Annotated in this window: 20 protein-coding genes; 11 read left to right on the top strand and 9 right to left on the bottom strand. The window is 44.4% G+C overall.

Features of this window, described 5'->3' with window-relative positions; translation table 11 throughout:
• Window positions 1–22: 22 nt before the first annotated feature.
• Together SJY28_RS12360 and SJY28_RS12355 are read left to right on the top strand one after the other, a co-directional pair.
• A complete protein-coding gene (locus tag SJY28_RS12360) occupies window positions 23–835 on the top strand; it encodes a Hint domain-containing protein (protein WP_379544674.1) in 813 nt (270 codons plus the stop codon).
• An 18-nt stretch (window positions 836–853) separates the two neighbouring features.
• Entirely contained in the window at window positions 854–1,852 is a 999-nt protein-coding gene (locus tag SJY28_RS12355; RefSeq protein WP_379544673.1) for a hypothetical protein, read from the top strand.
• A 73-nt stretch (window positions 1,853–1,925) separates the two neighbouring features.
• Here SJY28_RS12355 and SJY28_RS12350 read toward each other — a convergent pair whose 3' ends face one another.
• Window positions 1,926–2,753 (bottom strand): IclR family transcriptional regulator, encoded by an 828-nt coding sequence (locus tag SJY28_RS12350; RefSeq protein WP_379544672.1) that lies wholly within the window; start codon window positions 2,751–2,753, stop codon window positions 1,926–1,928.
• A 176-nt stretch (window positions 2,754–2,929) separates the two neighbouring features.
• Between SJY28_RS12350 and SJY28_RS12345 the strand changes: the two genes are divergently transcribed.
• From SJY28_RS12345 to SJY28_RS12335, 3 genes are all read left to right on the top strand, one after another.
• Window positions 2,930–4,114 (top strand): acyl-CoA dehydrogenase, encoded by a 1,185-nt coding sequence (locus SJY28_RS12345; RefSeq protein WP_298807265.1) that lies wholly within the window; start codon window positions 2,930–2,932, stop codon window positions 4,112–4,114.
• 197 nt (window positions 4,115–4,311) lie between these two features.
• The gene (locus tag SJY28_RS12340; protein ID WP_379544998.1) at window positions 4,312–5,520 is read left to right on the top strand and encodes a CaiB/BaiF CoA transferase family protein; all 1,209 of its coding nucleotides are present in this window, start codon (window positions 4,312–4,314) and stop codon (window positions 5,518–5,520) included.
• A 117-nt stretch (window positions 5,521–5,637) separates the two neighbouring features.
• On the top strand, window positions 5,638–6,708 hold the full coding sequence (locus SJY28_RS12335; RefSeq protein WP_379544671.1) for a histone deacetylase family protein: 1,071 nt from the start codon (window positions 5,638–5,640) through the stop codon (window positions 6,706–6,708).
• Between the two features lie 81 nt (window positions 6,709–6,789).
• Here SJY28_RS12335 and SJY28_RS12330 read toward each other — a convergent pair whose 3' ends face one another.
• Window positions 6,790–7,551, bottom strand: a complete 762-nt coding sequence (locus SJY28_RS12330) for an IclR family transcriptional regulator (RefSeq protein WP_201570037.1) — start codon at window positions 7,549–7,551, stop codon at window positions 6,790–6,792.
• 220 nt (window positions 7,552–7,771) lie between these two features.
• Here SJY28_RS12330 and SJY28_RS12325 point away from each other — a divergent pair, with 220 nt between their 5' ends.
• The 4 genes from SJY28_RS12325 to SJY28_RS12310 all read left to right on the top strand — a co-directional run bounded on the left by SJY28_RS12325 (window position 7,772) and on the right by SJY28_RS12310 (window position 12,466).
• On the top strand, window positions 7,772–9,235 hold the full coding sequence (locus tag SJY28_RS12325; RefSeq protein WP_379544670.1) for an NAD-dependent succinate-semialdehyde dehydrogenase: 1,464 nt from the start codon (window positions 7,772–7,774) through the stop codon (window positions 9,233–9,235).
• A gap of 201 nt (window positions 9,236–9,436) precedes the next feature.
• Window positions 9,437–10,699 (top strand): 4-aminobutyrate--2-oxoglutarate transaminase, encoded by a 1,263-nt coding sequence (gabT, locus tag SJY28_RS12320; protein WP_379544669.1) that lies wholly within the window; start codon window positions 9,437–9,439, stop codon window positions 10,697–10,699.
• A 114-nt stretch (window positions 10,700–10,813) separates the two neighbouring features.
• Window positions 10,814–10,963, top strand: a complete 150-nt coding sequence (locus SJY28_RS12315) for a hypothetical protein (protein ID WP_379544668.1) — start codon at window positions 10,814–10,816, stop codon at window positions 10,961–10,963.
• A 60-nt stretch (window positions 10,964–11,023) separates the two neighbouring features.
• The gene (locus SJY28_RS12310; protein WP_101205684.1) at window positions 11,024–12,466 is read left to right on the top strand and encodes an APC family permease; all 1,443 of its coding nucleotides are present in this window, start codon (window positions 11,024–11,026) and stop codon (window positions 12,464–12,466) included.
• 79 nt (window positions 12,467–12,545) lie between these two features.
• Here SJY28_RS12310 and SJY28_RS12305 read toward each other — a convergent pair whose 3' ends face one another.
• The 6 genes from SJY28_RS12305 to SJY28_RS12280 form a co-directional block, all read right to left on the bottom strand.
• Complete coding sequence (locus tag SJY28_RS12305; RefSeq protein ID WP_379544667.1) at window positions 12,546–13,919, bottom strand: NAD-dependent succinate-semialdehyde dehydrogenase; 1,374 nt, start codon at window positions 13,917–13,919, stop codon at window positions 12,546–12,548.
• A 97-nt stretch (window positions 13,920–14,016) separates the two neighbouring features.
• Complete coding sequence (gene aguA, locus SJY28_RS12300; RefSeq protein ID WP_379544666.1) at window positions 14,017–15,132, bottom strand: agmatine deiminase; 1,116 nt, start codon at window positions 15,130–15,132, stop codon at window positions 14,017–14,019.
• A gap of 68 nt (window positions 15,133–15,200) precedes the next feature.
• Entirely contained in the window at window positions 15,201–16,073 is an 873-nt protein-coding gene (gene aguB, locus SJY28_RS12295) for an N-carbamoylputrescine amidase (protein WP_379544997.1), read from the bottom strand.
• Between the two features lie 132 nt (window positions 16,074–16,205).
• Entirely contained in the window at window positions 16,206–17,699 is a 1,494-nt protein-coding gene (locus SJY28_RS12290) for a Na+/H+ antiporter NhaC family protein (protein WP_101205679.1), read from the bottom strand.
• A gap of 198 nt (window positions 17,700–17,897) precedes the next feature.
• Window positions 17,898–19,274, bottom strand: coding sequence for an NAD(P)/FAD-dependent oxidoreductase (locus SJY28_RS12285; protein WP_379544665.1), 1,377 nt, complete (start codon window positions 19,272–19,274; stop codon window positions 17,898–17,900).
• Window position 19,275: 1 nt separating this feature from the next.
• Entirely contained in the window at window positions 19,276–20,619 is a 1,344-nt protein-coding gene (locus tag SJY28_RS12280) for a glutamine synthetase family protein (protein ID WP_379544664.1), read from the bottom strand.
• Between the two features lie 504 nt (window positions 20,620–21,123).
• On the opposite strand from SJY28_RS12280, the gene SJY28_RS12275 reads away from it, so the two are divergent.
• Together SJY28_RS12275 and SJY28_RS12270 are read left to right on the top strand one after the other, a co-directional pair.
• Window positions 21,124–21,864: a gamma-glutamyl-gamma-aminobutyrate hydrolase family protein gene (locus SJY28_RS12275; protein ID WP_379544663.1), complete on the top strand. Its 741-nt coding sequence runs from the start codon at window positions 21,124–21,126 to the stop codon at window positions 21,862–21,864.
• Window positions 21,839–22,591 (top strand): cupin domain-containing protein, encoded by a 753-nt coding sequence (locus SJY28_RS12270; RefSeq protein WP_379544662.1) that lies wholly within the window; start codon window positions 21,839–21,841, stop codon window positions 22,589–22,591. Before SJY28_RS12275 ends, SJY28_RS12270 begins: the two co-directional genes overlap by 26 nt.
• 122 nt (window positions 22,592–22,713) lie before the next feature.
• Here the strand turns inward: SJY28_RS12270 and SJY28_RS12265 are convergent, their stop codons facing one another.
• Complete coding sequence (locus SJY28_RS12265) at window positions 22,714–24,045, bottom strand: glycosyltransferase family 4 protein (RefSeq protein WP_379544661.1); 1,332 nt, start codon at window positions 24,043–24,045, stop codon at window positions 22,714–22,716.
• Window positions 24,046–24,084: the final 39 nt, after the last annotated feature.

Here is a 24,084-nt window from a genome sequence, read left to right as displayed (position 1 = left end):
AAAAACAGTAAAAGGAAAGCTAATGAATAACAAAGGATTTGTGGCAGGCACATTGATTCATACAGATAAAGGATTAGTACCTATTCAGGAGTTAAAAATCGGTGATAAAGTACTGTCTAAGGATGAAAGTGGTGAAGGAGAACTGGTCTATAAGCCTGTGATAAGAACCATCAAGTCTGCTACTAAACAAAAGATTATAACGCCTGTTGAGGGTATTTACTGTACTGATAATCATCCATTCTGGACGCATGTCAGTGATGAGGAAAAACCAAGATGGGTAGCTGCAAAGTTCATTACATCTAACGATATTGTTAATTATATTTTTCCAGAAAGAGGCCATCAAGGTGAAATACTTGACATATCTGGTAGATATCACGAAGAGGTGTATGATCCTTATCAAATTGGAGGAAAGTATGTCATAGCAACTAGCGATCCAAAGGTTGGGTTGTATATGCACAGCTGTCAAGATAAGCATGCAGATCCAGGTGAAATTGATATAGGGGTGATTGACTTTAGGAATGGTGAAGCTGTAGAGGTGTTTACTAATGATGACAATAGTCTTTTAGGTAGGGACTTACATTCGGAGGATGGTTCTGAACCTTATGCGAAGTTTCATAAGTTTTTAGACAAAGACAATCCTGAGAATCGTGTTGAGATAGAGTACTATAGTAAGTTAGTTGCAGCCTACAGAGTGCCAGATTGGGAGAATGACTCCAGAGCTACATCCAATGCCTTCACTGATTATGTCTATAACATTGAAGTCGCCGATACTCATACTTATTTTGTAGGAAAAAAAGGCATTTGGGTGTATGACGGTGAATTTTATAATAAATAATCTCAGTGAGTTGATAATATGAATAAAAACGTTCCAGGATTTGTCGCAGGTACATTGGTACATACGGATAAGGGTCTAGTGCCAATCCAAGATATCAAAGTAGGTGACTTAATTTTATCAAAGCCTGTACTCTCTAAGTCTGAAGATGGTAGTGGTGATATAGATTACAAACCCGTACTCAGCACCTTTAAATCACCCAATAAGAAAAGTATCTTTAAAGTTGAGTATTTTAATGAGACCGCTGATGCGCGAGGAGAAAAGGGTAGCAATTATATCTTTTGTACCAGCAACCACACATTTTGGGTAACTCGTCAGCCTGACGATACGGAAGGTGAATGGCTGTCGGCGGAGCGTTTACCAGCTGGATATCTAACGTCTGCTCATGGTGATACGATTGCACTTGATGATTACTCGTTTATCCCTGTACGCACCTTACCGAACTTCCCTGAAGGTACAGCGTATACTCAAAGTATTGAGGAACATGACTTATGGAAGACAAACGGTCTGGTTCAGTTTGTGAAATTTACGGATGATGGCTACCAGTTTGTCAGTTTTGCTAATACAGAAGAAGCGTTCAGAGAAGAAATCAAAACTGTCAATCTGCAAACTTCTGATGCCAAGTTGCTCATCAATGAAAAGGCACCCTTTATTATAGACCCTGATCTTTATAAAACATTGAATGTAAGATTACGTCAAGACATAGCGCCTAAGACACATAGTGCAGAAAGGTTTGTAAGAGAGATGCACTCACCTCTAATCTTTGAGGGAAAAATAATCAAAGAAAATAGAATTGGTGATGAAGGTTTATTCAAAAAAGCTTTAGCCAGTATCAAAAAGTATGGCGATTCAATGGGATTAACAGATGAAAGTATTCATAAGCAGATGCGACGCTATAACGATATATGCCCTAACCCTTATGAGGACCATGTCTATAACATAGAAGTCGCGGATCATCATACGTATTTCGTCGGGCATGACGCGGTGTGGGTGTTGGATGCTAAAGAGCCAGCCAATTAACCAGCTCTTTAGTTTATATCAATAGAAAAATTATGACTGGCTGGAAGGCTTATATCTTCACCATATTACTGTTTTAAACCCCACTACCAATCCGCTCAGCCAACGCCTGCAATTTTGGCACTATCATCGCCGCATAGTCATCCGCTTCCCAGTTAGCACTTGGTACACTGGCATTCAGCGAATACGCGTATTGCCCTGTTGCGACATCATATACGCCAACCGCGACTGCCAATATGTCAGTAGAAAACTCCCCATCAGACACGGTATAGCCATACTTTTCATAATGCTCTGCCGCGCTAGCTAGGGCAGTTTGTACATCGTTATATTCTTCAATAGATAAATTCTCTTGTAGATTGCTAATGATGACCGCCTGTCTCGCTTGCGTACTTACCGCATAAAAAGCACGTCCGATAGCAGTGCGTGCAACAGGTACAGCGGAGCCAACCTGCAAGTTGACCGATAGACGAGCAGGACTACGGCAACAGGCGTGATAGCGCATTTCTCCTTCAACTTCGGTTGCCAAATTTACCGATACTTCGTTTTCACTAGCGAACTGCCGTAATAGTGGCTCAGCTGCTGCCACCATATCGTGGCGACTCCACGCGGTCGCACTGAGACGTACAGCACTACTGCCCAATTGATACTGGCCATAATCATTCGTTCGTAAAAAACCAAGCGTAGTCAAAGTGTGGATAAGGCGAGTAATGGTTGCTTTCGGTAGTTCGGTCATTTGACATAGCTGTTGATGGGTGAGCCGCTCATTATGTTCAAAAGCCGCCAGTATGATCAGTCCGCGACCCAATGCCGTCACAAACTGTCGGTCATTCTCTTCCTTATTTTGACTCATTGTTGCATGCATGCGTTCGAGTAGTGGAGTAGCTGTTGATAAGGGTTTCGTCATTTTATACTCATCTTTTTTTGATAAAGGTTTACAGCGCAGCGAAAGTTTGGTTAAATGGTTTTAAATTATGAAACTAAGTTTCGCACAGCGGAATAACGAAGTCAATGACTTGTTAGACCAAATGATGTATCAATCACTATTCGTCAGTCAGGATGACTGATACCAAGGAGATCCACATGGCAACATCTACTAGCCCACGCTTTGATTGGGAAGATCCTTTTTTACTACGTGACCAGCTCACTGAAGAAGAGCGCATGGTCACCGACAGCGCGCGTCAGTTTTTTCAAAAAGAGTTGATGCCTGGCATTATCGAGGCCAATCGTAACGAGAATTTTGACCGTAATATCATGCGTCAAATGGGTGAAATGGGTCTGCTTGGTGTCACGATAGAAGGCTATGGCTGTGCTGGTTTATCGAGTGTTGCCTATGGTCTGATTGCTAAGGAAGTAGAAGCGGTTGATTCGGGCTACCGTTCAGCGATGAGCGTACAGTCAAGCTTGGTTATGCATCCTATTTGGGCGTATGGCACAGAAGAGCAAAGAGAAAAGTATTTGCCAAAGCTTGCTTCGGGTGAGTACGTAGGATGCTTTGGTTTAACTGAGCCAGACTCTGGGTCAGATCCTTCGTCGATGTCGACTCGTGCACGCGCTGTGGATGGCGGTTATGAGCTGACTGGTAATAAAATGTGGATCACCAACAGTCCTATCGCAGACGTATTTGTCGTCTGGGCAAAAGATGATGCTGGCGAGATTCGTGGTTTTGTTTTAGATAAAGGTATGAAAGGATTATCTGCGCCGAAAATCGAAGGCAAGTTTTCACTACGTGCGTCAGTTACGGGTGAGATAGTCATGGACAAAGTATTCGTTCCTGAAGCCAATGCTTTCCCAGATATCCGTGGCCTAAAAGGACCATTTGGCTGCTTGAATAAAGCCCGTTATGGTATCGCTTGGGGTTCGATGGGAGCGGCTGAATTCTGCTGGAAAGCCGCCCGTCAGTACACGCTCGATCGTAAGCAGTTTGGTCGTCCGCTTGCCGCGACACAGCTGGTGCAGTTGAAGCTTGCCAATATGCAGACAGAAATTACCTTGGGCTTACAAGCAGCGCTACGTGTCGGTCGTCTGATGGATGAAGACAATGCAGCGCCTGAAATGATCTCACTTATCAAGCGTAATAACTGCGGCAAAGCGCTTGATATCGCTCGCATCGCTCGTGATATGCATGGCGGCAACGGTATCTCTGATGAGTTCCATATCATCCGTCACGTGATGAACTTGGAAGCCGTCAATACTTACGAGGGTACACATGATATTCATGCGCTTATCCTAGGCCGTGCACAAACAGGCATTCAAGCGTTCTTCTAAGCGTTTTTAGCTAATAATTTTTGGTAAAACTGTATTTTATGACGTACGTTACTGCTTGGCTTTTTATCAAAAGAGCATTAACAGTAGCGTACGTTTTTCAGTTGTTCTTCATGATTTAGCTATTTAAACGCTAAATTATGAAGAACAATTTTATGATTAAAAAATATGCGACAGAGTAAGGGAATCTCATGACAGATATGATTGATATGGCTAATATGCCAAAGGGCGCATTGCATGGCATCAAGGTGCTCGATTTATCGAGAGTGCTGGCTGGCCCTTCTTGCACACAAGTACTTGCTGATCTTGGTGCCGAAGTCATCAAGGTTGAGCGTCCTCATATCGGTGATGAGACGCGTCATTGGGCGCCGCCAACATTCAGTGATGACACCTCCGCTTATTACGCTACGATTAACCGCAATAAAAAATCGCTGACGGTTGATATCACTACGCCGACAGGGCAAACCATCATTAAGCAGCTAATTGCTGAGAGTGATATTTTGGTCGAAAACTTTAAAGTCGGTGGTCTGAAAAAATACGGCTTGGATTATGACAGTCTCAAGCAAGACAATCCGCGGCTAGTTTATGCGTCATTGACAGGGTTTGGGCAAACTGGTCCTGACGCCAAACGCCCCGGTTATGATTATATTATCCAAGGGTTGTCAGGGCTGATGAGTATCACGGGTCCAAGCGATGGCGAACCGCATAAAGTTGGCGTCGCAGTGGTTGATTTGTTTGCAGGGTTACAGCTGACGATTGGTATTCAGGCGGCACTATTGGCGCGTCAAAATACGGGTGTTGGTCAACATGTCGATGTGGCGTTGCTCGATAGCGCGCTTGCCATGCTGGCCAATGTCGGTATGAATCATCTGGCATCCGATAAGATACCGCCAAGGCTAGGCAATCAGCATCCTAATATCGTGCCGTATCAAGTATTTGCGGGCGAGGGCGAGCAGCACTTTATTTTAGCCTGTGGTAATGACAGTCAGTTTGCCAAACTGTGTGACGTGCTAGCAGTTGATTGGCATACCGACGAGCGTTTTACGACCAATCCACAACGCGTTGCCAATCGCGAACTGCTGTGCGGTGAGCTGACTAAGCAATTTTCTAAGCAGCCACGAATTTATTGGCTAGAGGTTTTAGATCAAGCAGGTATTCCATGCGGTGCGATTCATAACGTGGCTGAAGCCTTGGCTATGCCGCAAGCGCAAGCAAGGAATATGATTGTTAATTTCACCGAGCAAGGCAGTCCAGTACGCGCACTTGGTAACCCTATTAAATTGTCCGCATCACCAGTCACTTATCGTACGCCGCCACCGCAGTTGAGCGAACATACTGATAGTACGCTTGCTGATTTGGGTTATGACAGTGAGATGATCGCAAAGCTAAAAGCCGATGGGATTGTTTAAAGTAGCGTCAACAGCCTTATATTTACAGTGATAGAAACTAAACACAAAAGCTAGGAAATGGAATTTCTTTAATAAAATAATGTAAAACCAAGTAGTGTCAAACAAGGAATGTGATGCATGAAAATATACAGCCATGAAAACCTAAGTCTGCATAGACCGTTACCTTATTTTTCTTATGGGAAAATGCATGAGCCGTTAGAAATACCAGAACGTATGGTCGAATTTTTGAAAGCGCCAGTGGCTTTGGGTCTAGAGGTCACTACTGCCACCGATATCGGCATCACGCCAATATTGGCAGTTCATGATTTTGGTTATGTTGAGTTTCTTAAGCATGGCTATGATGAATGGATGGCAGTAGGGGAAGACTTGGGTGCGCAGGTGCAGACAGGGATTTTTGTACCGTATGATAATCCTGGTATTGGCATCATGGCAAAAGCAGCTAAGTATCAAGCAGATGACAGTGCGCCCATCAGCGAGCATTCTTGGACCTCTATCTATTGGTCGGCACAGACCGCGCTCAACGCTGCCGAAGCACTGTTAAATGATGAAAAGTCAGATACCGAGCGTGCCGAAAGCAAGATACAGCTTTGCTTTTCACGGCCGCCTGGTCATCATGCTCGCAAAAGCGCCGCGGGTGGGTTTTGTTATTTGAATAATGCCGCCATCATCGCTGAACATCTACGGCAGAAATACGCAAAAATCGCCATTATAGATACGGACATGCATCACGGACAGGGTATCCAAGAAATATTCTACGACCGCAAAGACGTGCTTTATACTTCAGTACATGGTGACCCCGTTAATTTTTATCCAGCAGTGACAGGGCATGCGTTTGAAAAAGGCATAGGCGAAGGTGAGGGCTACAATATCAATTTCCCAATGCCACATGGTACTGATGAAGCGGGTTTCTTTGAATATATTGATAAATCTATTGAGGCGGTGACATTATTTGATCCTGATGTGATAGTTCATGTATTGGGCTTTGATGTTTATGAAAACGACCCAGAAGCGAGATGTGCCGTCAGTACCGAAGGATTTAAAATATTGGCACAAAAGATGGTAGCCTTAAACAATCCATTGATTGTCTTAGTGGAAGGTGGTTACTACCTTCAAAAGCTCAATGACAATCTGCAAGCATTCCTATTAGGACTGATGGAAGAGAACAGCAAGAGCAGCAGTAATATTTAAATTAAATTAAAAGTAATAAAATAGGTCGTAGAGTATAGGAGTAAACACTGCGACCTATTTTCTATAGATTCTTACCAATTATCAATTTGCCGTAAAACCTAAATGCTGCTCGATTTGTTCGGCCAATTCAATCAATACCGCACTGACCTCAGCCCGTTTAGACTCATACTCTCCTTGCAAAAAACTCACGGCCATACCAGCGACCGCATTGCCTGATGCGTTACGAATATAAGTGCCCAAGCAGTACATCCCATCGCGCAACTGTCCATCATCGAGAGACACTCGGCTTTCTTGTATCGCTGCAAGCTCAGTGGCCAAATCGGTAAAATTCTTGACCCCATGTTGGGTCATCGGCGTCGGAAAAGTATCTTTATACAATGATTTGATACTGTCCAGCGACAACGTCGATAGCATGGCTTTGCCTGTCGCAGAAAATACGGCAGGTACACGAACGCCTGCTCGAAAAGTAAAGCCAAGCGGTGCAGGTGACTCATGACAAGCCAAAAATACCACTTCGCCCAAATCAAGTTTTGACAAGGTAACCGTATGCTGAAGAAGTACCGGATACTGCACAATCAAATCTTTAAACAACTGCACTACGCCTTGCTGCTGCTCATACTTGCCTGCCCAATACATCAAATATGAACCCAAATAAAAACGGCTTTCAGGGTCTTTGTAAATGACGTGCTTGGTTAATAGACTCTGCAAAATATTGTGAGTGGAGCTACGCGGTAGCCCAAGCTCTTTTGCGATATGAGCCGCTGTTAAAGGCTGTGAGCTATCAGTAATCAAGTCCAAAATCTGAAACGTTTTGTCTAGCGCAGGCACGGCAGTCGAGCTCATAAATAACCTATAAAGTGAAATAAAAGAAAGAAGTACAAGATAATTTTTAAAATAATGAGATTAAGGGTTGCAAATCGCGTCATATCGTTCTTATAATGACGTTTCGTATATAGAATACGTGTTCAGTATATTGAACAAATAATGAATTATCAATAATTATTTACGACTTACTATTTTATCCATTCTTATAAATACATCCTATATGACAAGGAGCGTCAACATGTCACACGCGCTGCAGTTATCAAATCCAGATTTACTCAAACAATCTTGCTTCATTAAAGACGGCTGGCATGCTGCTAGTGATGAAGCTTCGCTCGATGTCAACAACCCTTTTAATGGCGAGCTCATTGGTACTGTACCAAGTCTGACCACAGAAGATGTCAACGAAGCCGTTGCTTATGCTCATGACGTCCAAACAGACTGGGCAGCAAAAACAGCCAAAGAGCGTGCAGAGTTATTGCAAAAGTGGGCGGATCTAATTGATGCCAATAAAGAAGATTTGGCCATCATTATGACCGCTGAGCAAGGCAAGCCACTAACTGAGTCACGTGGTGAAGTAGGTTATGCCAATAGCTTTATCCGCTGGTTTGCCGAAGAAGGCAAGCGCGTCTATGGTGATGTGATTCCTGCCAATAGCACACAGCTACGTCATGTTGTACTCAAGCAGCCGGTTGGTGTTTGTGCCGCTATCACGCCTTGGAACTTCCCAGCTGCGATGATCACGCGCAAAGTTGCTCCTGCGCTCGCTGCAGGCTGTACGATTATCGTCAAACCTGCTACCGAGACACCGTACTCTGCATTGGCACTTGGCGTATTGGCAGAGCAAGCGGGTATTCCAGCTGGTGTTATTCAAGTCGTCACTGGTAAGTCTTCTGTCATCGGCGACATTCTAACGGGTGACGCACGCATTCATAAACTGTCATTCACAGGCTCTACAGAAGTAGGCCGTACGCTGATGGCACAATGCGCGCCAACTATTAAGAAGCTATCGCTAGAGTTGGGTGGCAATGCGCCATTTATCGTCTTTGATGATGCTGACTTAGAAAAAGCCGCTACAGGTTTAATCGCTTCTAAATATCGTAACGCTGGTCAGACCTGTGTCTGCGCCAACCGTGTATATGTACAAGATAGCATCAAAGATAAATTTTTAGACGTCTTTGTCAAAAAAGTCGCTGAGTTAAAAGTAGGTAACGGCTTAGAAGAAGGCGTGGATATCGGTCCTCTTATCAACAAAAAAGCGTTAGATAAAGTACAAGCCTTGCTAAAAGATGCGCTAGATAAAGGCGCAAAACTGGTCACTGGTGGTAGTGTTAATGACGCCTCAGAACTGACTTATAACCCGACGGTTATTACAGATATTAGTAGTGATATGGACATCGCTTCTGAAGAAATCTTCGGACCGATTGCGACCATCTTTACCTTCAAAGACGAAGCGGAAGTTATCCGTGCTGCTAACGATACGATTTATGGCTTGGCCGCTTACTTTTATAGTAGCGACTATGCACGTTCATGGCGCGTTACCGAAGGTCTTGAGTACGGCATCATCGGTCATAATACTGGTCTAATTTCTACAGAAGTTGCCCCATTTGGCGGTGTGAAGCAGTCTGGCTTTGGCCGTGAAGGTTCAAAATACGGTATCGAAGACTATATCACGACCAAATACTGGTGTTCTGATATCACCTAATAGCCATAACGTAATGAGTTGGCTTAATGGTTAGCAAAGTAACAATTAACAAAGTATCAATTAGCAAGAATTTTTGGATATCTATGGTGTTTTGAGTCAAACAAGCACCATTTGATATCTACTGAGTACAAAGACAGACATCAAATAAACCGCCAATCTCTAGATGGCACTTATGTTACGAACAAAGAAAAGGACATTCCCATGACGACTACCAATCAATCATTACTTGAGCGCCGCAAAGCTGTTTTACCAACAGGACTTGGGGTTGCCTTTCCTATCTTTGCAGAAAAAGCAAAGAACTCAGAAATCTGGGACATCGAAGGCAAGCGCTATATCGACTTTGTCGGTGGTATCTCAGTATTGAACACGGGTCACAGCCATCCAAAAATCACTCAACGTGTCCATGAGCAGCTAGACAAATTTACGCACACTGCGGCGCAAATGATTAACTACGAATGCTATGTGGACTTGGCTGAAAAGCTATGCGAAAAAGCGCCAATCAGCGGCGATACCAAAGCATTCTTTTTGACCACTGGCGCAGAAGCGGTTGAAAACTGCATCAAGATTGCTCGTGCTAAAACCCGTCGTCCAGGCGTGATTTCTTTTGTTGGTGGCTGGCATGGTCGTACCATGATGTGTATGAGCCTGACAGGCAAAGTATTGCCATACAAAAAGAACTTTGGCCCGATGCCAGGACCTGTGTTCCATGCGTTGTTCCCTGCAGAAGAGTTGAACGTAACAGAAGCGCAAGCGCTACATAGCCTTGACATGATCTTCCAAGCAGATATCGATCCTAGTGAAGTGGCTGCAATGATTATCGAGCCAGTCCAAGGCGAGGGTGGTTTCCATCAGGTCACGCCATCATTTGCTAAAGCACTACGCGAAATCTGTGATGAGCATGGCATCGTGCTTATTTTTGACGAAGTACAGTGTGGTTTTGCTCGTACAGGTACGTTGTTCGCCACTGAACAGCTAGGTGTTGAGCCTGATCTAATGACTGCTGCGAAGAGTTTGGCGGGTGGTTATCCTATCTCTGCAGTTATCGGCCGTGCTGACATTATGGATGCACCGCAAGTCGGTGGCCTGGGCGGTACTTACTCTGGTAACCCACTGGCTTGTGTGGCCGCACTTGCTGTCATGGAAGTTATTGAAGAAGAAAACTTACTTGAGCGTAGTGTGGTGATTGGTGACACCATCGCCGCGTTCTTAAAAGGCTTAAACCTAAGCAGTATCGGTCATATCCGTTATAAAGGCGCGATGCTAGCGTTTGAATTGATTGATAGCGAAGGCAAACCTGATGCAGCAGCTGCAGCCAATCTAAAAGCAAAATCATTTGAGCAAGGCTTGTTACTAGCGTCTTGTGGTATGTATGGCAATGCCATTCGTGTGATGGTGCCATTGACGGTTGAAGATGAAGTGCTACAAGAAGGCCTTGATATCATCAAAGGTATTCTAACGGCATAAGCAATACTGAGTGTTATTTACTTTAGCGATGGATCGCTTTTAACCAAGTACAGCTAGTTTAAGTACCGATATTGGTTAAAAGATTGTATGAAAGATAACGGCAAGGTTGCCCTTATGACGCTCGCTTTGAGTGAGTTTTTTAACGGCGCCTTGCAAGTCAAGACGCCGTTTTTGTTTTTGCTGTTTGAATACTATACCGATAGCAAAGCCAAACTTTGCGGCGACGCGACAGACACAACAAACAGGATGGGTATGATCCCATGAAACAAAAATAGTGTAGCTGTAACAGGCTCACACGGATGAAACACAGACAAGGAGTAGGTTATGTCTGAATTAAAAAAGTCGCTAGGGGTATTCGATATCATTGCACTGGCATTCGGTGCAATGGTCGGTTGGGGCTGGGTTGTACTGGCAGGTAGTTGGATCATCTCGGCAGGTATATGGGGCGCAATTAGCGCCTTTTTAATAGGCGGTCTGGTAGTCGTTTTGATTGGCGTGACGTATGCTGAACTTGCGGCTTCTATGCCAATTACTGGCGGTGAGCATACCTATACCCACCGAGCACTAGGGGTCAATGTCTCATTTATTTGCTCATGGAGTATTTTGTTCGGTTACTTCTCAGTCGTCGCTTTTGAGGCAGTAGCGCTGCCCACCGTCGTCGAATACATTATTCCCAATTATAGCCAAGGGTATCTTTGGAATGTTGCTGGCTGGGATGTTTACGCCACTTGGGTAGGCGTCGGGATGCTAGGCTCAGTGATTGTTACTTGGCTGAACATACGCGGTATGGAAGTCAGTGCGTGGTTCCAAAAAACAGCAGTCGTCGGTATCTTTCTAGTAGGTATATTACTGTTCGTAGGGGCGTTACTGTTCAGCCCTGAAACCTCTAATACCGTACAAGCGCCTAACTTTATTGGCGGTATGGGTGGCATCATGACGGTGATGGTAATGGTACCGTTCTTATTCGTTGGCTTCGATGTTATTCCCCAAGCTGCAGAAGAAATCAATCTATCTCGTCCGAACATCGGTAAGTTTTTGATTGTCTCTATTATTATTGCCGTGCTGTGGTATGTAGCAGTCGCTTGGAGTGTGGGCAAGACTTTACCGCTATTACAAGCGCAAGACTCAACATTGGCAACGGCTGATGCGATGACCAATGCTTGGAATGGTAAATGGGCTGGTACGTTACTGGTTATTGGCGGCGTGCTAGGTATTTTATCGAGCTGGAATGCGTTTCTTATCGGTGGTAGTCGTCTGCTATATGCTATGGGCAAAACGCACATGTTGCCACAGTTTTTATGCAAACTGCATCCGAAATATAATACGCCCGTCAATGCGATTTTATTAATCGGTGGTCTCGCGACACTTGCGCCATTATTTGGTCGTAAAATGCTGGTGTGGATTGTAGATGCTGGCGGGTTCGGTATTGTTATTGCCTATACTTGTGTGGCTCTTTCATTCTTAGTGCTGCGCTACCGTGAGCCTGATATGGTACGTCCGTTTAGAGTACCAGCAGGTAAATTGGTTGGTATTATCACTATTATCTTGAGTCTTGGTATGTTGGCACTATATCTACCAGGTATGCCATCAGCACTTGTCGCTATTGAGTGGTGGATTTTCCTTGGCTGGATCGTACTTGGTGGGGTATTGTACGGTTATGCTACGATGAAGAATCCTGGTAAGAGTAAAGACATTATGGATCATGAGCTGCGTGAGCTAAAAACGGCTAACCAGCAATGGTTAAAAGAAAATCCATATAAAAAGTAGACTTACTTTAATTACCTTCACCATAAAAAAGCCTAACGTCAAACGTTAGGCTTTTTTATTTCACTAAGGTTTTAATCTATTAAGACTTATCACGAATCAGCTTATAATTTAAGAACTCAGTGATACCAAGGGTGCCAAGCTCACGGCCAAAGCCTGAACGTTTAACACCGCCAAATGGCGTATTGGCCTCAGAGCCAGAAGGTGCATTGATAGTGACCATACCCACTTCTAATTTGTCAGCGATTTCAGCAGCCAGTGCCGCATCTTTCGTTTGGATAGACGCACCCAAACCGAAAGGCACATCGTTGGCAATCTTGATAGCATGGTCGATATCATTTGCTTTATAGACGACTGCTACAGGACCAAACAGCTCTTCACGATATACGTCCATGGATTCAGTCACATCAGTCAGTACCGCAGGCTTAAACCAAGCGCCAGGCTTGTCTTTGTCCATGCCGCCTTCTACCAATACAGTTGCACCTGCTTGGATAGCGCTGTCTAGCTGCGCTTGCAAGTTGACCGCAGCGGCTTTTGATGACATTGGGCCAATAAACGTATCTTCCTTAAGCGGGTCAGCCAAGGTCATATTACTGACCGCATTGGTAAAGCCTTCGACGAATTTATCATAGACTGATTCAATGACGATCAAACGCTTGGCTGCATTACAGGCTTGTCCAGTATTACCAAAACGACCAGAGATAGCGCCTTGTATCGCTTGCTCGATATCGGCATCGGCTGCGACGATAAAGGCATCTGAACCGCCCAATTCTAAAACGACTTTTTTGAGTGCGCCGCCAGCTTCTTTTGCCACGGCTTGTCCTGCGCGTTCAGAACCTGTTAGCGAGACACCTTGTACGCGTGTGTCATTGATAATGGTCGCTGATTGCTCATTGGTCGCAAAAATATTGTTATAAACGCCTTCCGGTACGCCTGCATCTTTAAAGATATCAACGATAACTTCTGCTGTATTTGGACACTGTGGTGCGTGTTTTAGAATAATTGTATTACCCGCCATAAAGTTTGGCGCGACAAAACGGGCTACTTGGTAATGTGGATAGTTCCACGGCATGATACCTAGCAGCGCGCCTACAGGGTGTTTTTCTACCGATGCTGATCCTGAGTCTACATCAATGGTGCTTGGCGCTAGTAGCTGCTCAGCGTTGTCTGCATAGTAGCGATAGATATCAGCAACCAGACCGATCTCGCCTTTTGCTTGGGCAACAGGTTTGCCCATCTCATTTGCAACGATACGTGATAGCTCGTCTTGGCGCTCAAGATAGATATCAGCGATTTTATGCAGTAATGCACTGCGCTCATTTAATGGCACTTTACGCCAATCTTGATAAGCAGTGTCTGCTTGCTCAATGACTTGTTGGATGTCTTGTTCAGTGGCGGTAGGGTAAGTGGCTTCTACTTCACCAGTGGCTGGGTTATTAACTTGATAATCGCTCATATTATGTCCTTTATTTTAAAATATTATTGGGTTCAAAATCCATTTGGGTCTATATTTTTATGCTGCTACTTTTAATTAAAGCTTTTGATTAATGCTTTTAGTTATTGCCTCTGATTGATGGTTCTGGTTGCTGCTGCGTAATACAGTGAATATTACCGCCACCAAAAACAATCTCTCTTGTTCGTACTCCCACTACCTGATGCTGAGGAAAGACTTTTTCAAGCTGCTCGATGGCGAGTGCATCATTTATATCATCATATTGCGGTACGATGACCGCGTCATTACAAATCAAAAAATTGGCATATGAGGCGATACAAACATCACCCGTTAGGCGAGGTTTGGCATCATCAGACTGCACAATGTCATAATCATCAGGCAAGGTCACTGGCTGTTGGGTACAGCACAGCTTATGGACTGTTAGTCGTCTGCCTTTTGCATCGGTCATATTTGAGAGCTGCTCGTAGGCTTTTTGCGTTGCTTCATAAAACGGATTCTCAGGATCATCAGTGAATAAGCAAACCACTTCACCAGGTCGTGCAAAGCAAGCGATATCATCGATGTGACCTGTAGTCTCATCAGGGTCGATACCATCATCAATCCAGAGCACTTTTTGGACATTGAGATAGGCTTTTAGCTTGTCCTCGATTTGCTGCTCGCTCAGATGTGGATTGCGCCCCGGGCTTAGCAGACACATACGCGTGGTCAGAACCGTGCCTTCACCATCGACATGAAACGCGCCGCCTTCCATGACAAAGTCATCCGTTCGATAACGCGGAATATCTAGATGCTCACATAAGCGTTCTGCGAGTTTATCATCGTCATCCCATGGCGAGTAGAGCCCATCATAGTCTCCGCCCCACGCATTGAATGTCCAATCACAAGCGCGTAGCTCGCCTGCGTCATTGATTAAAAATGTCGGCACAGTATCACGCGCCCACGCATCGTTGCTAGGCATAGAGATAACATCGATATCATCAGGTAAGCTATCGCGGCACTGTTGATAATCCTCAGGATTAACCAGTACGCCGACTTCACAAAACTTGTTAATTGCCAATGCAACATCAGCATAAGCCTTCTTGGCAGGGATTGCTTGTTGTCGCCAGTTATCAGCACGGTATGGCCAGACCATCCATACCTTTTGTATTGGCTCAAACTCTGCTGGCATATAAAAGCCATCTTGCTGCGGGGTTGAGTCTGTCAGTAATATAGACATAAAATCACCTTATCGTACACGAGCGACTATAAAAATAGTGAGAGTAAACTAAAGAGACGGAAATCAAATTAACCGTGAGTGAGCAGCGTGCCATACATCGATGGACGACGGTCACGGAACACACCCCATTGCTGACGATCGATAGCCAGTTGATCTAAGTCAAAGGTGGTACTAATCACTTCGCTAGTATTTGCTGAGGCTTCTTTTATGATGTCGCCGCGGCCGTCGGTAATGAACGAGCTACCATAAAACTGCATCGTGCTGTCATTGCCATTTTGGCTGATGGTTTCTGTGCCAATGCGATTGGCTGCAATAACTGGCATTAAGTTGGCGGCGGAATGGCCTTGCATACAGCGCTGCCAATGGCCTTTTGAGTCGATACCGAGTGTTGGCTCATCACCGATGGCAGTCGGGTAAAACAGCAACTCGGCACCCATCAATGCCATGCTACGGGCGCATTCAGGGAACCACTGATCCCAGCAGATACCGACACCAATCTTAGCGTATTTGGTTTGCCAAACCTTAAATCCTGTATCACCAGGGGTAAAATAGAACTTTTCCGCATAAGGAATACCATCTGGTATGTGCGTTTTGCGATAAGTGCCCAGTATCTCGCCATCGGCATCGATCACAGTGATGCTATTAAAGAAAGTATTGCCTGATTTTTCATAAAAGCTAATTGGCAATACCACTTCTAACTCTTTTGCCAGATTTTTGAAGTGATTGATAGCTGCATTGTCTTCGACTGAAGTTGCCAGTTTAAAATAATCAAAGTCATGAACTTGGCAAAAGTAGGGCGTCTCAAACAATTCTTGTAGCAAGATAATATTGGCACCCTCGTTGGCCGCTTTTTTGACCAAGTCAGTCGCGGTCGCAATGTTTTGCTGGATGTCCCAGCCGCATGTCATTTGCGTGGTCGCCACAGTAACGTTTCGCATGATCTCAATCCTTTTATTGATAGATAAGTAATACTATAGGTAGATGATGATTCGTATTTGCTAACGAACAATTTCTCATCATTCGTTAGTGTATAGCGACAATAGTTAAGCTCATATTGGTCAAGTTTTATCGGCTTAAGCCATCATATAGCCCAATCCTAAGAAGGTCACGACGGACAGTCCTGCACCTAACATCGCATACGGGAACTGGGTAAAGGCATGCTGCATGGGTGAGCAGCCAGCACCTTGCGCGGCAAGTAATGAGGAATCACTAAAGAAACACGCATGACTACCGAATGATGAGGCTGATAACAATGCGCCAATCATAAGTGGTGTGCTTACGCCAAGGGCGAGCGATATTGGGAACACGATAGGCATTGCCAACACGTACAGACCCCAGCTTGATGAAGTAGCAAAGGTTAAGAAGGCCATGACCGCAAAGATAACCGCAGGAAAGATAATAATGGTCATATAAGGCGTGATAGCCTCAATCACATACATGGTCATACCAAGCTCATCGTTGATTGCTTTTAAGAAAAAACCACCAATAACGGTTGAGAGGGGATAGAGCATGACTTTAAAGCCTTTAAAAATGGCTTCAACTTGTGTCTCAAAGCTCAAGATCCCTTGCATCCAGTAGACAACGACAGTCACAAAACAGGTTAGTAATGCCCCGCGTAACAGGTCGATTTCAAAGTAAACGGTTGAGACAATCAATAGAATCATTGGAAAAGCAAAGTTAGCGATGTTGGCTTTGAATGACAGCTTGCGCTTGGCTTTGACGTTTGAGATCAGTTGCTCTTCGACAAACGCTTCAGGAACAGGGTTGCCAGCCTTGGCGCGTTTCTCTGCTTTTTTCATCGGTCCCCAATCGCCCAATATGCCATAAGCGACCAAGAATACAATAAGTAAGGCAAACCAAGCATAGGCCATATAAGGAATAGCGCTGATATAAAGTCCAATGCCTTCGCCATCTGCTGCTACGCCGTTTTCTTCTAGCAGACCTGCAAAGTAAACGGCCCAAGTCGAGATAGGCACGATAATACACATAGGGGCAGCGGTCGAATCGACGATATAGGCGAGCTTTTCACGAGAGACGTTATAGACGTCAGTGAGCTTTTTGACGGAAGTTGATACAGCTAAGCAGTTCAAATAATCATCGATAAAAACCACAACGCCCAAAGCAAAAGTGGCCAACAATGACTGACGACGCGACTTGATAATTTTTTGTAGCCATTCACTAAAACCATCTAGGCAGCCACTAATTTCAAGGAGCTGAATTAACCCGCCCATTAGACCACAGACGAGGACAATCCAGATAATGGTCTCGTTGCCCAAGACCATCGACATATTGTCTGCAAAGGGGGAAACCAGATCAAAGGGGTTGAGCATCACAAGTCCAGCGACGCAGCCTGCGATCATAGACTCAAACGGTCGCCTAGAGACAATGGCGGTGACTAATACTAATAATGTGGGTAATAAAGATAAAGCACCCCAAGATTCATCTGGTCCACGGCTCATGGATAGCCAAGCAAAGGCCAGATAGATGACGACGGCTACTATTACGGTGAGAAAGACTCGCTTGTTATGATAGTGCCCTTCGACAGCATCATTGAGTTTCATGTTCATACTTACGCTCCCTGTAGAACCTCATTTTTTAAAACAAACTCTATTCGGTGGTTGATGCTCGACAGACAGTAGCGAATCAACTTTCTATCGAGCTTCCTATCACAGCAATCCATTACTGTGATAGGTCAAGGCAACAGTAGTTTTTATGATAAAAGCGTTGTCTATGTCGACCGCTTTTATGCACGGTTGGTCATATATTTACATGCCGGTGGTGTCTTTTAGTGCATACCACCACGAACCCATGACCGAGTAAGGAACTCGTAGAGCCCTGCCACCTGGGAATGGAATCCAAGGTATCTGTGCAAAGGTGTCAAACTCTTTGGTTTTGCCATTGATGGCATCAGCCAAGATTTGCCCGAACAGATGAGAGCCTGTTACGCCGTGTCCACTATAGCCGTGGGCGAAATATACGCGCTCATGTAGTTTGCCCATTTGCGGGACGCGAGAGAAGGACAGGGCAAAGTTACCACTCCACGCGTAGTCGATTTTTACATCGCGCAGCTCTGGGAAAATCTTATTCATATTGGGTCTGATTTTGGCGGTGATATCAGCAGGATCTTGACCGCCGTAAACCGTACCGCCGCCAAACAACATGCGTTTGTCTGCTGAGAGGCGATAGTAGTCAAGAATGTAGCGCACATCTTCGACACAGACGTCAGTAGGGAGTAGTTGATCGGCCAAATCACCCAATGGCTCGGTCGCGATAATCTGTGTCGATACTGGCATTACGCGATCAGTCAGCTTAGGAATGACTTTATTGAGATAAGCGTTACCGCATAGAACGGCTTGCTTACAAGTCACCGTACCAAACTCAGTAATGACTTTGATAGAGTCGTCAGCGTACTCAATATCTACGACTAAGGTGTTTTCATAAATCGTGCCGCCATTTTTTTCGATAGCTGCCGCTTCACCCAATGCAAGGTTCAATGGATGGAAGTGTCCACCTGAATGGTCGATGACACCGCCCACATAAGCATCTGACTTGATATGTTCTTGAATGCCATTTTTGTCTAGCATCTCTCGGTCGTGCATACCGTGGCTTTCCCACAGTGCATGCGTTTCTTGCAAATCTTTTAGCTGTCCGTTATTCAATGCTGCAAAGATGTTTTTTTCTTTCAAATCGCAGCTGATATCGTAGTCACTGACAAAGCGGCGAATGATTTTGCCACCGCGAGTCACGAGCTGCCCGACGAAGTCTGCGCTTTGCTGACCATAAGATTTTTTGATTTTTTGCAGGCTAGCATTTAGACCATTGACGATTTGACCGCCGTTACGACCTGATGCGCCCCACCCAATCTGTGCGCCTTCAAGCACGACGACCTCATGATCTGTTTCGATAAGGTGCAAGGCAGTTGATAGGCCGCTGTAACCGCCACCGACCACGCAGATTTCTACTTGAATATCGTTTTTAAGCGTTGGTCTGTCAGGCTTAGGGTTACGACTGGCTGCATAATAGCTATCAGGGTATTGACCCTTATCCGAGTAATGCGGGATATTGCGCGTGTTGTTAGAAGGTGGGTTTTGGTTCGTTGCCATATTGCTACTTTGATTGCTATTTGGGTTGCTATTTGACATATCAAACATCCTGTAAATAGGTGAGGTATTCAAGGTTGGTCACTTGCTGAGCAAAGCGTTTGGCCTCTTGCTTTTTGACCGCAATCAATAGCTCAATCATCTCGCTTGGAAATAGTGAGTCAACCACATCGCTGCTCTCAAATTGACGAATGGCTGAGAGCCAGTCCAACGGTAAGGTTTTTAGTTCTGCTGCATCATAAGTAATGCTATTAATCGGCTCAGGTGCTTCAAGCTTGTTTTCGATACCATACAGCATACCCGCCAATACTGCGCTACAAACTAGATAAGGGTTGGCATCTGCACCAGATACACGGTGCTCGATACGGCGTGATCTGGTGTCACCGCCAGGGATACGTACAGCTGCGGTGCGGTTCTCATAACCCCACGATACGTTGTTTGGGGCCAATGTACCGGGGGTAAAGCGGCGGTAAGAGTTGACATGCGGTGCAAACAATAAGGTGCAATCTGACATGGTCTTTAGTAGACCAGCAACGGCATGACGCAACATATCTGAGCCTTCATCTGACCCATCATCGAAGACGTTGTTGCCATCTTTATCTAATAAGCTGCAATGCACATGAAAGCCATTGCCAGACTGTAGGCCAAAAGGCTTTGCCATAAAGGTCGCGGTAAGCTTACGACGAGCTGCCACGGCCTTAACCACTTGTTTAAACAAAATCGCGTCGTCAGCGGCTTTTAATGGGTCATCGACGTGTAATAAATTGATCTCAAACTGACCACAACCATTTTCTGCCAATGCTGCATCGACAGGAATGTCGAGCTTTTCACACTGCTCGTAGACTTCATCTAAAAATTCATCAAATTGTAATAGGTCATTGATACTTAAAATGGATGTCTTATTTAGTCTTAGGCCGCTCTTGGGGCGGATAGGCGGCTTGGGTGTCTCACCCTCGGTATAGTCAACCAAATAAAACTCTAGTTCGGTTGCCATCACTGGCGTCAGCCCCAGTGCTTTGAACTTTTTACTGATGTAGTCCAAAACATGGCGGGCATCACCGTAATAAGGCTCATTGTCTTCGGTATATAACCATATAGGTAGTAGCGATGAAGGGGCACTGGTATTGAGAAGCGGATAAGCAGCGCGACCAGTTGGACGGGCAATGGCATCGATATCACCATTGCACTGCGAAGACTCGATGACATCAGCGCCCCATATATCGACACCTAAGATTGACAGAGGTAATCGGATTGCGCCGTTTTCTGCTTTTTCCATTTGATCAAAAGGGATGCGCTTACCACGAAGTAAGCCATTGATATCTCCTGCGGCAACATAGACGTACTCTGTGCTGTTTGCAGATTTGACCATTCCATTGGTTGTCATCATGTCTGTTCTTCCTATGAATTTGTAGAATTACTGGGTTTGTTACTGCTACTACGTTTTGGCTGCGGTGTCTAAATTCTCTGCTAGTGGCATTTATAACGAACACTTAATAGATAAGTATTTGATAAATGACGGGTTGAATCTGGATTGTTTTTATTAAAGCTAAATTTTTTATCAATGATATTAGTGACTCATAGACTGTGCTCTTAGGCGTTTTTATTCAGGCTAAAAGCTAAACTATCTCTTAGGCGTTTTTATTCAGGCTAAAAGCTAAACTATGTTGGTTATCATTACTGCTGACTTTTAATATATGGATGAAAACTATAATTGTCAATTTTTATTTAAAATTATCTTAAAATAACTCAAATGCGGATTTTTAGTAAAAATACCGACATTAATGAAGTTTATAGTTTACATTTTACGAGGCGTTGTGTTAAATTTTAGCTAAATAAGAGATTAGACAACATAGACAGCTTAGGTCTAGTTGTTATAACGAGGGAAAATGAGATGAAAAATTCCAGACCTATTATTGCTATTGTGTCTTGTCATAAGATGGTTGACGGACAGCCAGCACAGGCGGTATATCAAAAATATATCGATGCAGTAAATTTTTATGGTGGGAATCCTATACTGCTGCCAAACACAGCTGCTGACAGCGAAAACTTCGATGCGCTGCTCGAAATAGCAGATGGAATCTTATTGACCGGTAGTTATAGCAATGTCGCCCCAACTCGTTATGGCGCGACACATACCGAAGCCAAACAAGATCTAGGCCGTGATGAGCTGAGCTTCAAATTATTGGCTTATGCAGACGAAAAAAACATTCCGCTGTTTGCAGTTTGCCGAGGCTTGCAAGAGATGAATGTTCATTTTGGGGGCACGCTATATCCTGATTGGCGTGATATTGGTGAGTTTTATGAGCAGCATTTAGAAGACAATACCCAGCCGCTTGAGGTGCAGTATCAGCCCATACATGACGTCATCATTCAACCTCAAGGAAGGCTGGCAGCATTTGGTGAAAAGTGGCACGTCAACTCATTGCACAAGCAAGCCATCAATAAAGTAGGCGAGCGTTTATTCGTCGAAGCGTTAGCGCCTGATGGTCTGGTAGAGGCTATCAGCTTGTTACAACATCCATTTATGATTGGTGTACAATGGCATCCTGAGTTAAATTATGCGCAAGATAGCTTGTCCAAATTTCTATTCACGGAATTTATTCACCATGCCAGAGAACCACAAACCGAGTAGCACGACTAAAAGTAAGGCAGAAACTGCTGTCACTGATAGTGATAACATTGAAAACGATGTTGATAGTGTCGATGACAAAGATGTAGCTGATATTAATATTGAAATAGATGATATCGACGATGATGAACTGAATGATTCTGAAGCAGCGTCGACTTCTGAAGCAGATGAGTCGTTGAAAGAAGACATTGGTAAAAAGATTAACCAGTTGCGTCTAGCAAAAGGTTACTCGCAACGTAAATTGGCAAAACTGTCAGGGTTGACAAACACGTCTATCAGCTCGATTGAGCGCAATAAGGTCAGTCCAGCGGTCAATACGTTAAAGGCGATTTTGACAGTGTTGGGTTCTGATCTGACTACGTTTTTTAGTGACGAGTGGAAAGAGCCAAAGGCTAGAGTGATTGTAACGCCAAAGGATCTATTAGAGCTCAATGAACCCAATAGCAAAGTGTCGCTAAAGCAGGTCTATAACTGTAGCAGGACAAGAAACTTGGGGTTCTTAATCGAGACCTATCAGCCAAATAGTTCAACAGAGGAAAAAATCGCTCACGAAGGTGAAGAGATTGGTACGGTCATCGAGGGTAAGATTATTATCCGTATCGAAGACAGTACCTATTTACTAAATCAAGGCGATAGCTATGTGATTGATACCATTCAGCCGCATACTTTTATTAATCCTACCGATAGCATCACCCGTATTGTAAGTGCCCATACACCGACGACTTATTAAACCTAAGCTAAATTTCGTTAGGTTTGATATTGCCCAGTGATGATTGAACAAAAAAGGCTACTTCCATTTTAGAAGTAGCCTTTTTTTAATTAAAAAATTACGTAACGAATAAAACGCTTAGTTTATGGTTGATGATTATCTTCAGTTGTTTCTACCGTATCGACATTATCCGTTGTCTTCGATTTTTCTTTAGTCAGCTTTATTTTTGGATTTTTAGCAACAGGTTCGATGTTTTTTACAGCGACATTTAGGGCGGGTTTAGATGCTTTTTTTAGACTGCGTTTGATGCGTCGAACTGCGATAGCATCTGCTTCTGCTTGTTCTTCGGCAAGCGCCGTATCATGTAAGCCTTGATAGACTTCAAGCGTTTTTTCAATCATTTCACGCATGGTAAATTTGTTGGTCATTTCAGGACGCGTCACACTCTCCAGCTGATTTCTAACCGCTTTACAAAGCGCGTTGGCATTATATTTTTTTACCAGTCCTTGCGGGTAGAGTGGTTGTAAAATCTCGCTAAAGGCTGCTTGATCCCAACCAATAACTGGCGTACCTAGATGTATGGCTTGTAGGGCATTGATACCGATTGACTCGGGCTCATTGGCAAGTGCCATGACAATATTGGCCGCTGATAGCCATTCTCGCATATCATTACGTTTGCTGCCCACATAGGTAATGCGCTCCGCCAATCCTAAGCTGTTGGTGCGTTGGCGAAAATCTTCATGAGCGACATCGCCGTCTTTATAGTCTTCATCCATAATAATGACATGAATATTGGGGAACTGCTCTTGCAGGTTACCCAAGATATCGATGAGCCATTCTTGCCCATACTCGTTACCGATTACGGTTGGGAATACGAGCCATTTTTTGTGCTCAAGCTCAGGGTATTCAGCAAAGGTATGACGTAACCAATAGACCGACGGATTATGACGATAAGGGTAGCGCCGAGTATCGATACCACGATAGATACGCGTGATGACCTTAGGATCTACGTCTTCGATGCGCAGTCCTTTTTTTAAGTATTGAGTGACACTATCAGATACGGTGATTATCGTATCAACATTGAGTAGAGCCTGAGAGTATTTATTGATTGGATAAAAACCATACATGGTCGAGACCAGTTTGGGAAAACGTCTGACACGTGCGCGGCGCAGTGCCAAATGCAATATCCATGCAGGGGTACGCGAATGTACATGAATGACATCGGGTTCGTACTTTTCTATCAAATGCCGTAGTGCAGAGACTTGCAATAGCGATAGCCAAGACTTTTTATTTACGTGCAGCTGATGGTAAATATTGCCATCGCGCTTGAGACGTCTAACCAAGTCATTGTCTTCATCGGCACTCGAGACAATGATAGAGGTATGCTCATTTTTGACCAATGCCCGCCCAAGATGAAAAATGCCGCGCTCGGACTCATCATGCTTTAGAGACGACAGTAAGCGCATAACTTTCATAATAGCGTTGGTCACCGGTTAGTAATATCAATTTGCTAT

The organism is Psychrobacter sp. R86515 (assembly GCF_042466315.1).
Classification (GTDB): Bacteria; Pseudomonadota; Gammaproteobacteria; order Pseudomonadales; family Moraxellaceae; genus Psychrobacter.
Note: the sequence above shows the minus strand (reverse complement) of the source record. Positions and strands in the feature narration are given on the sequence as shown.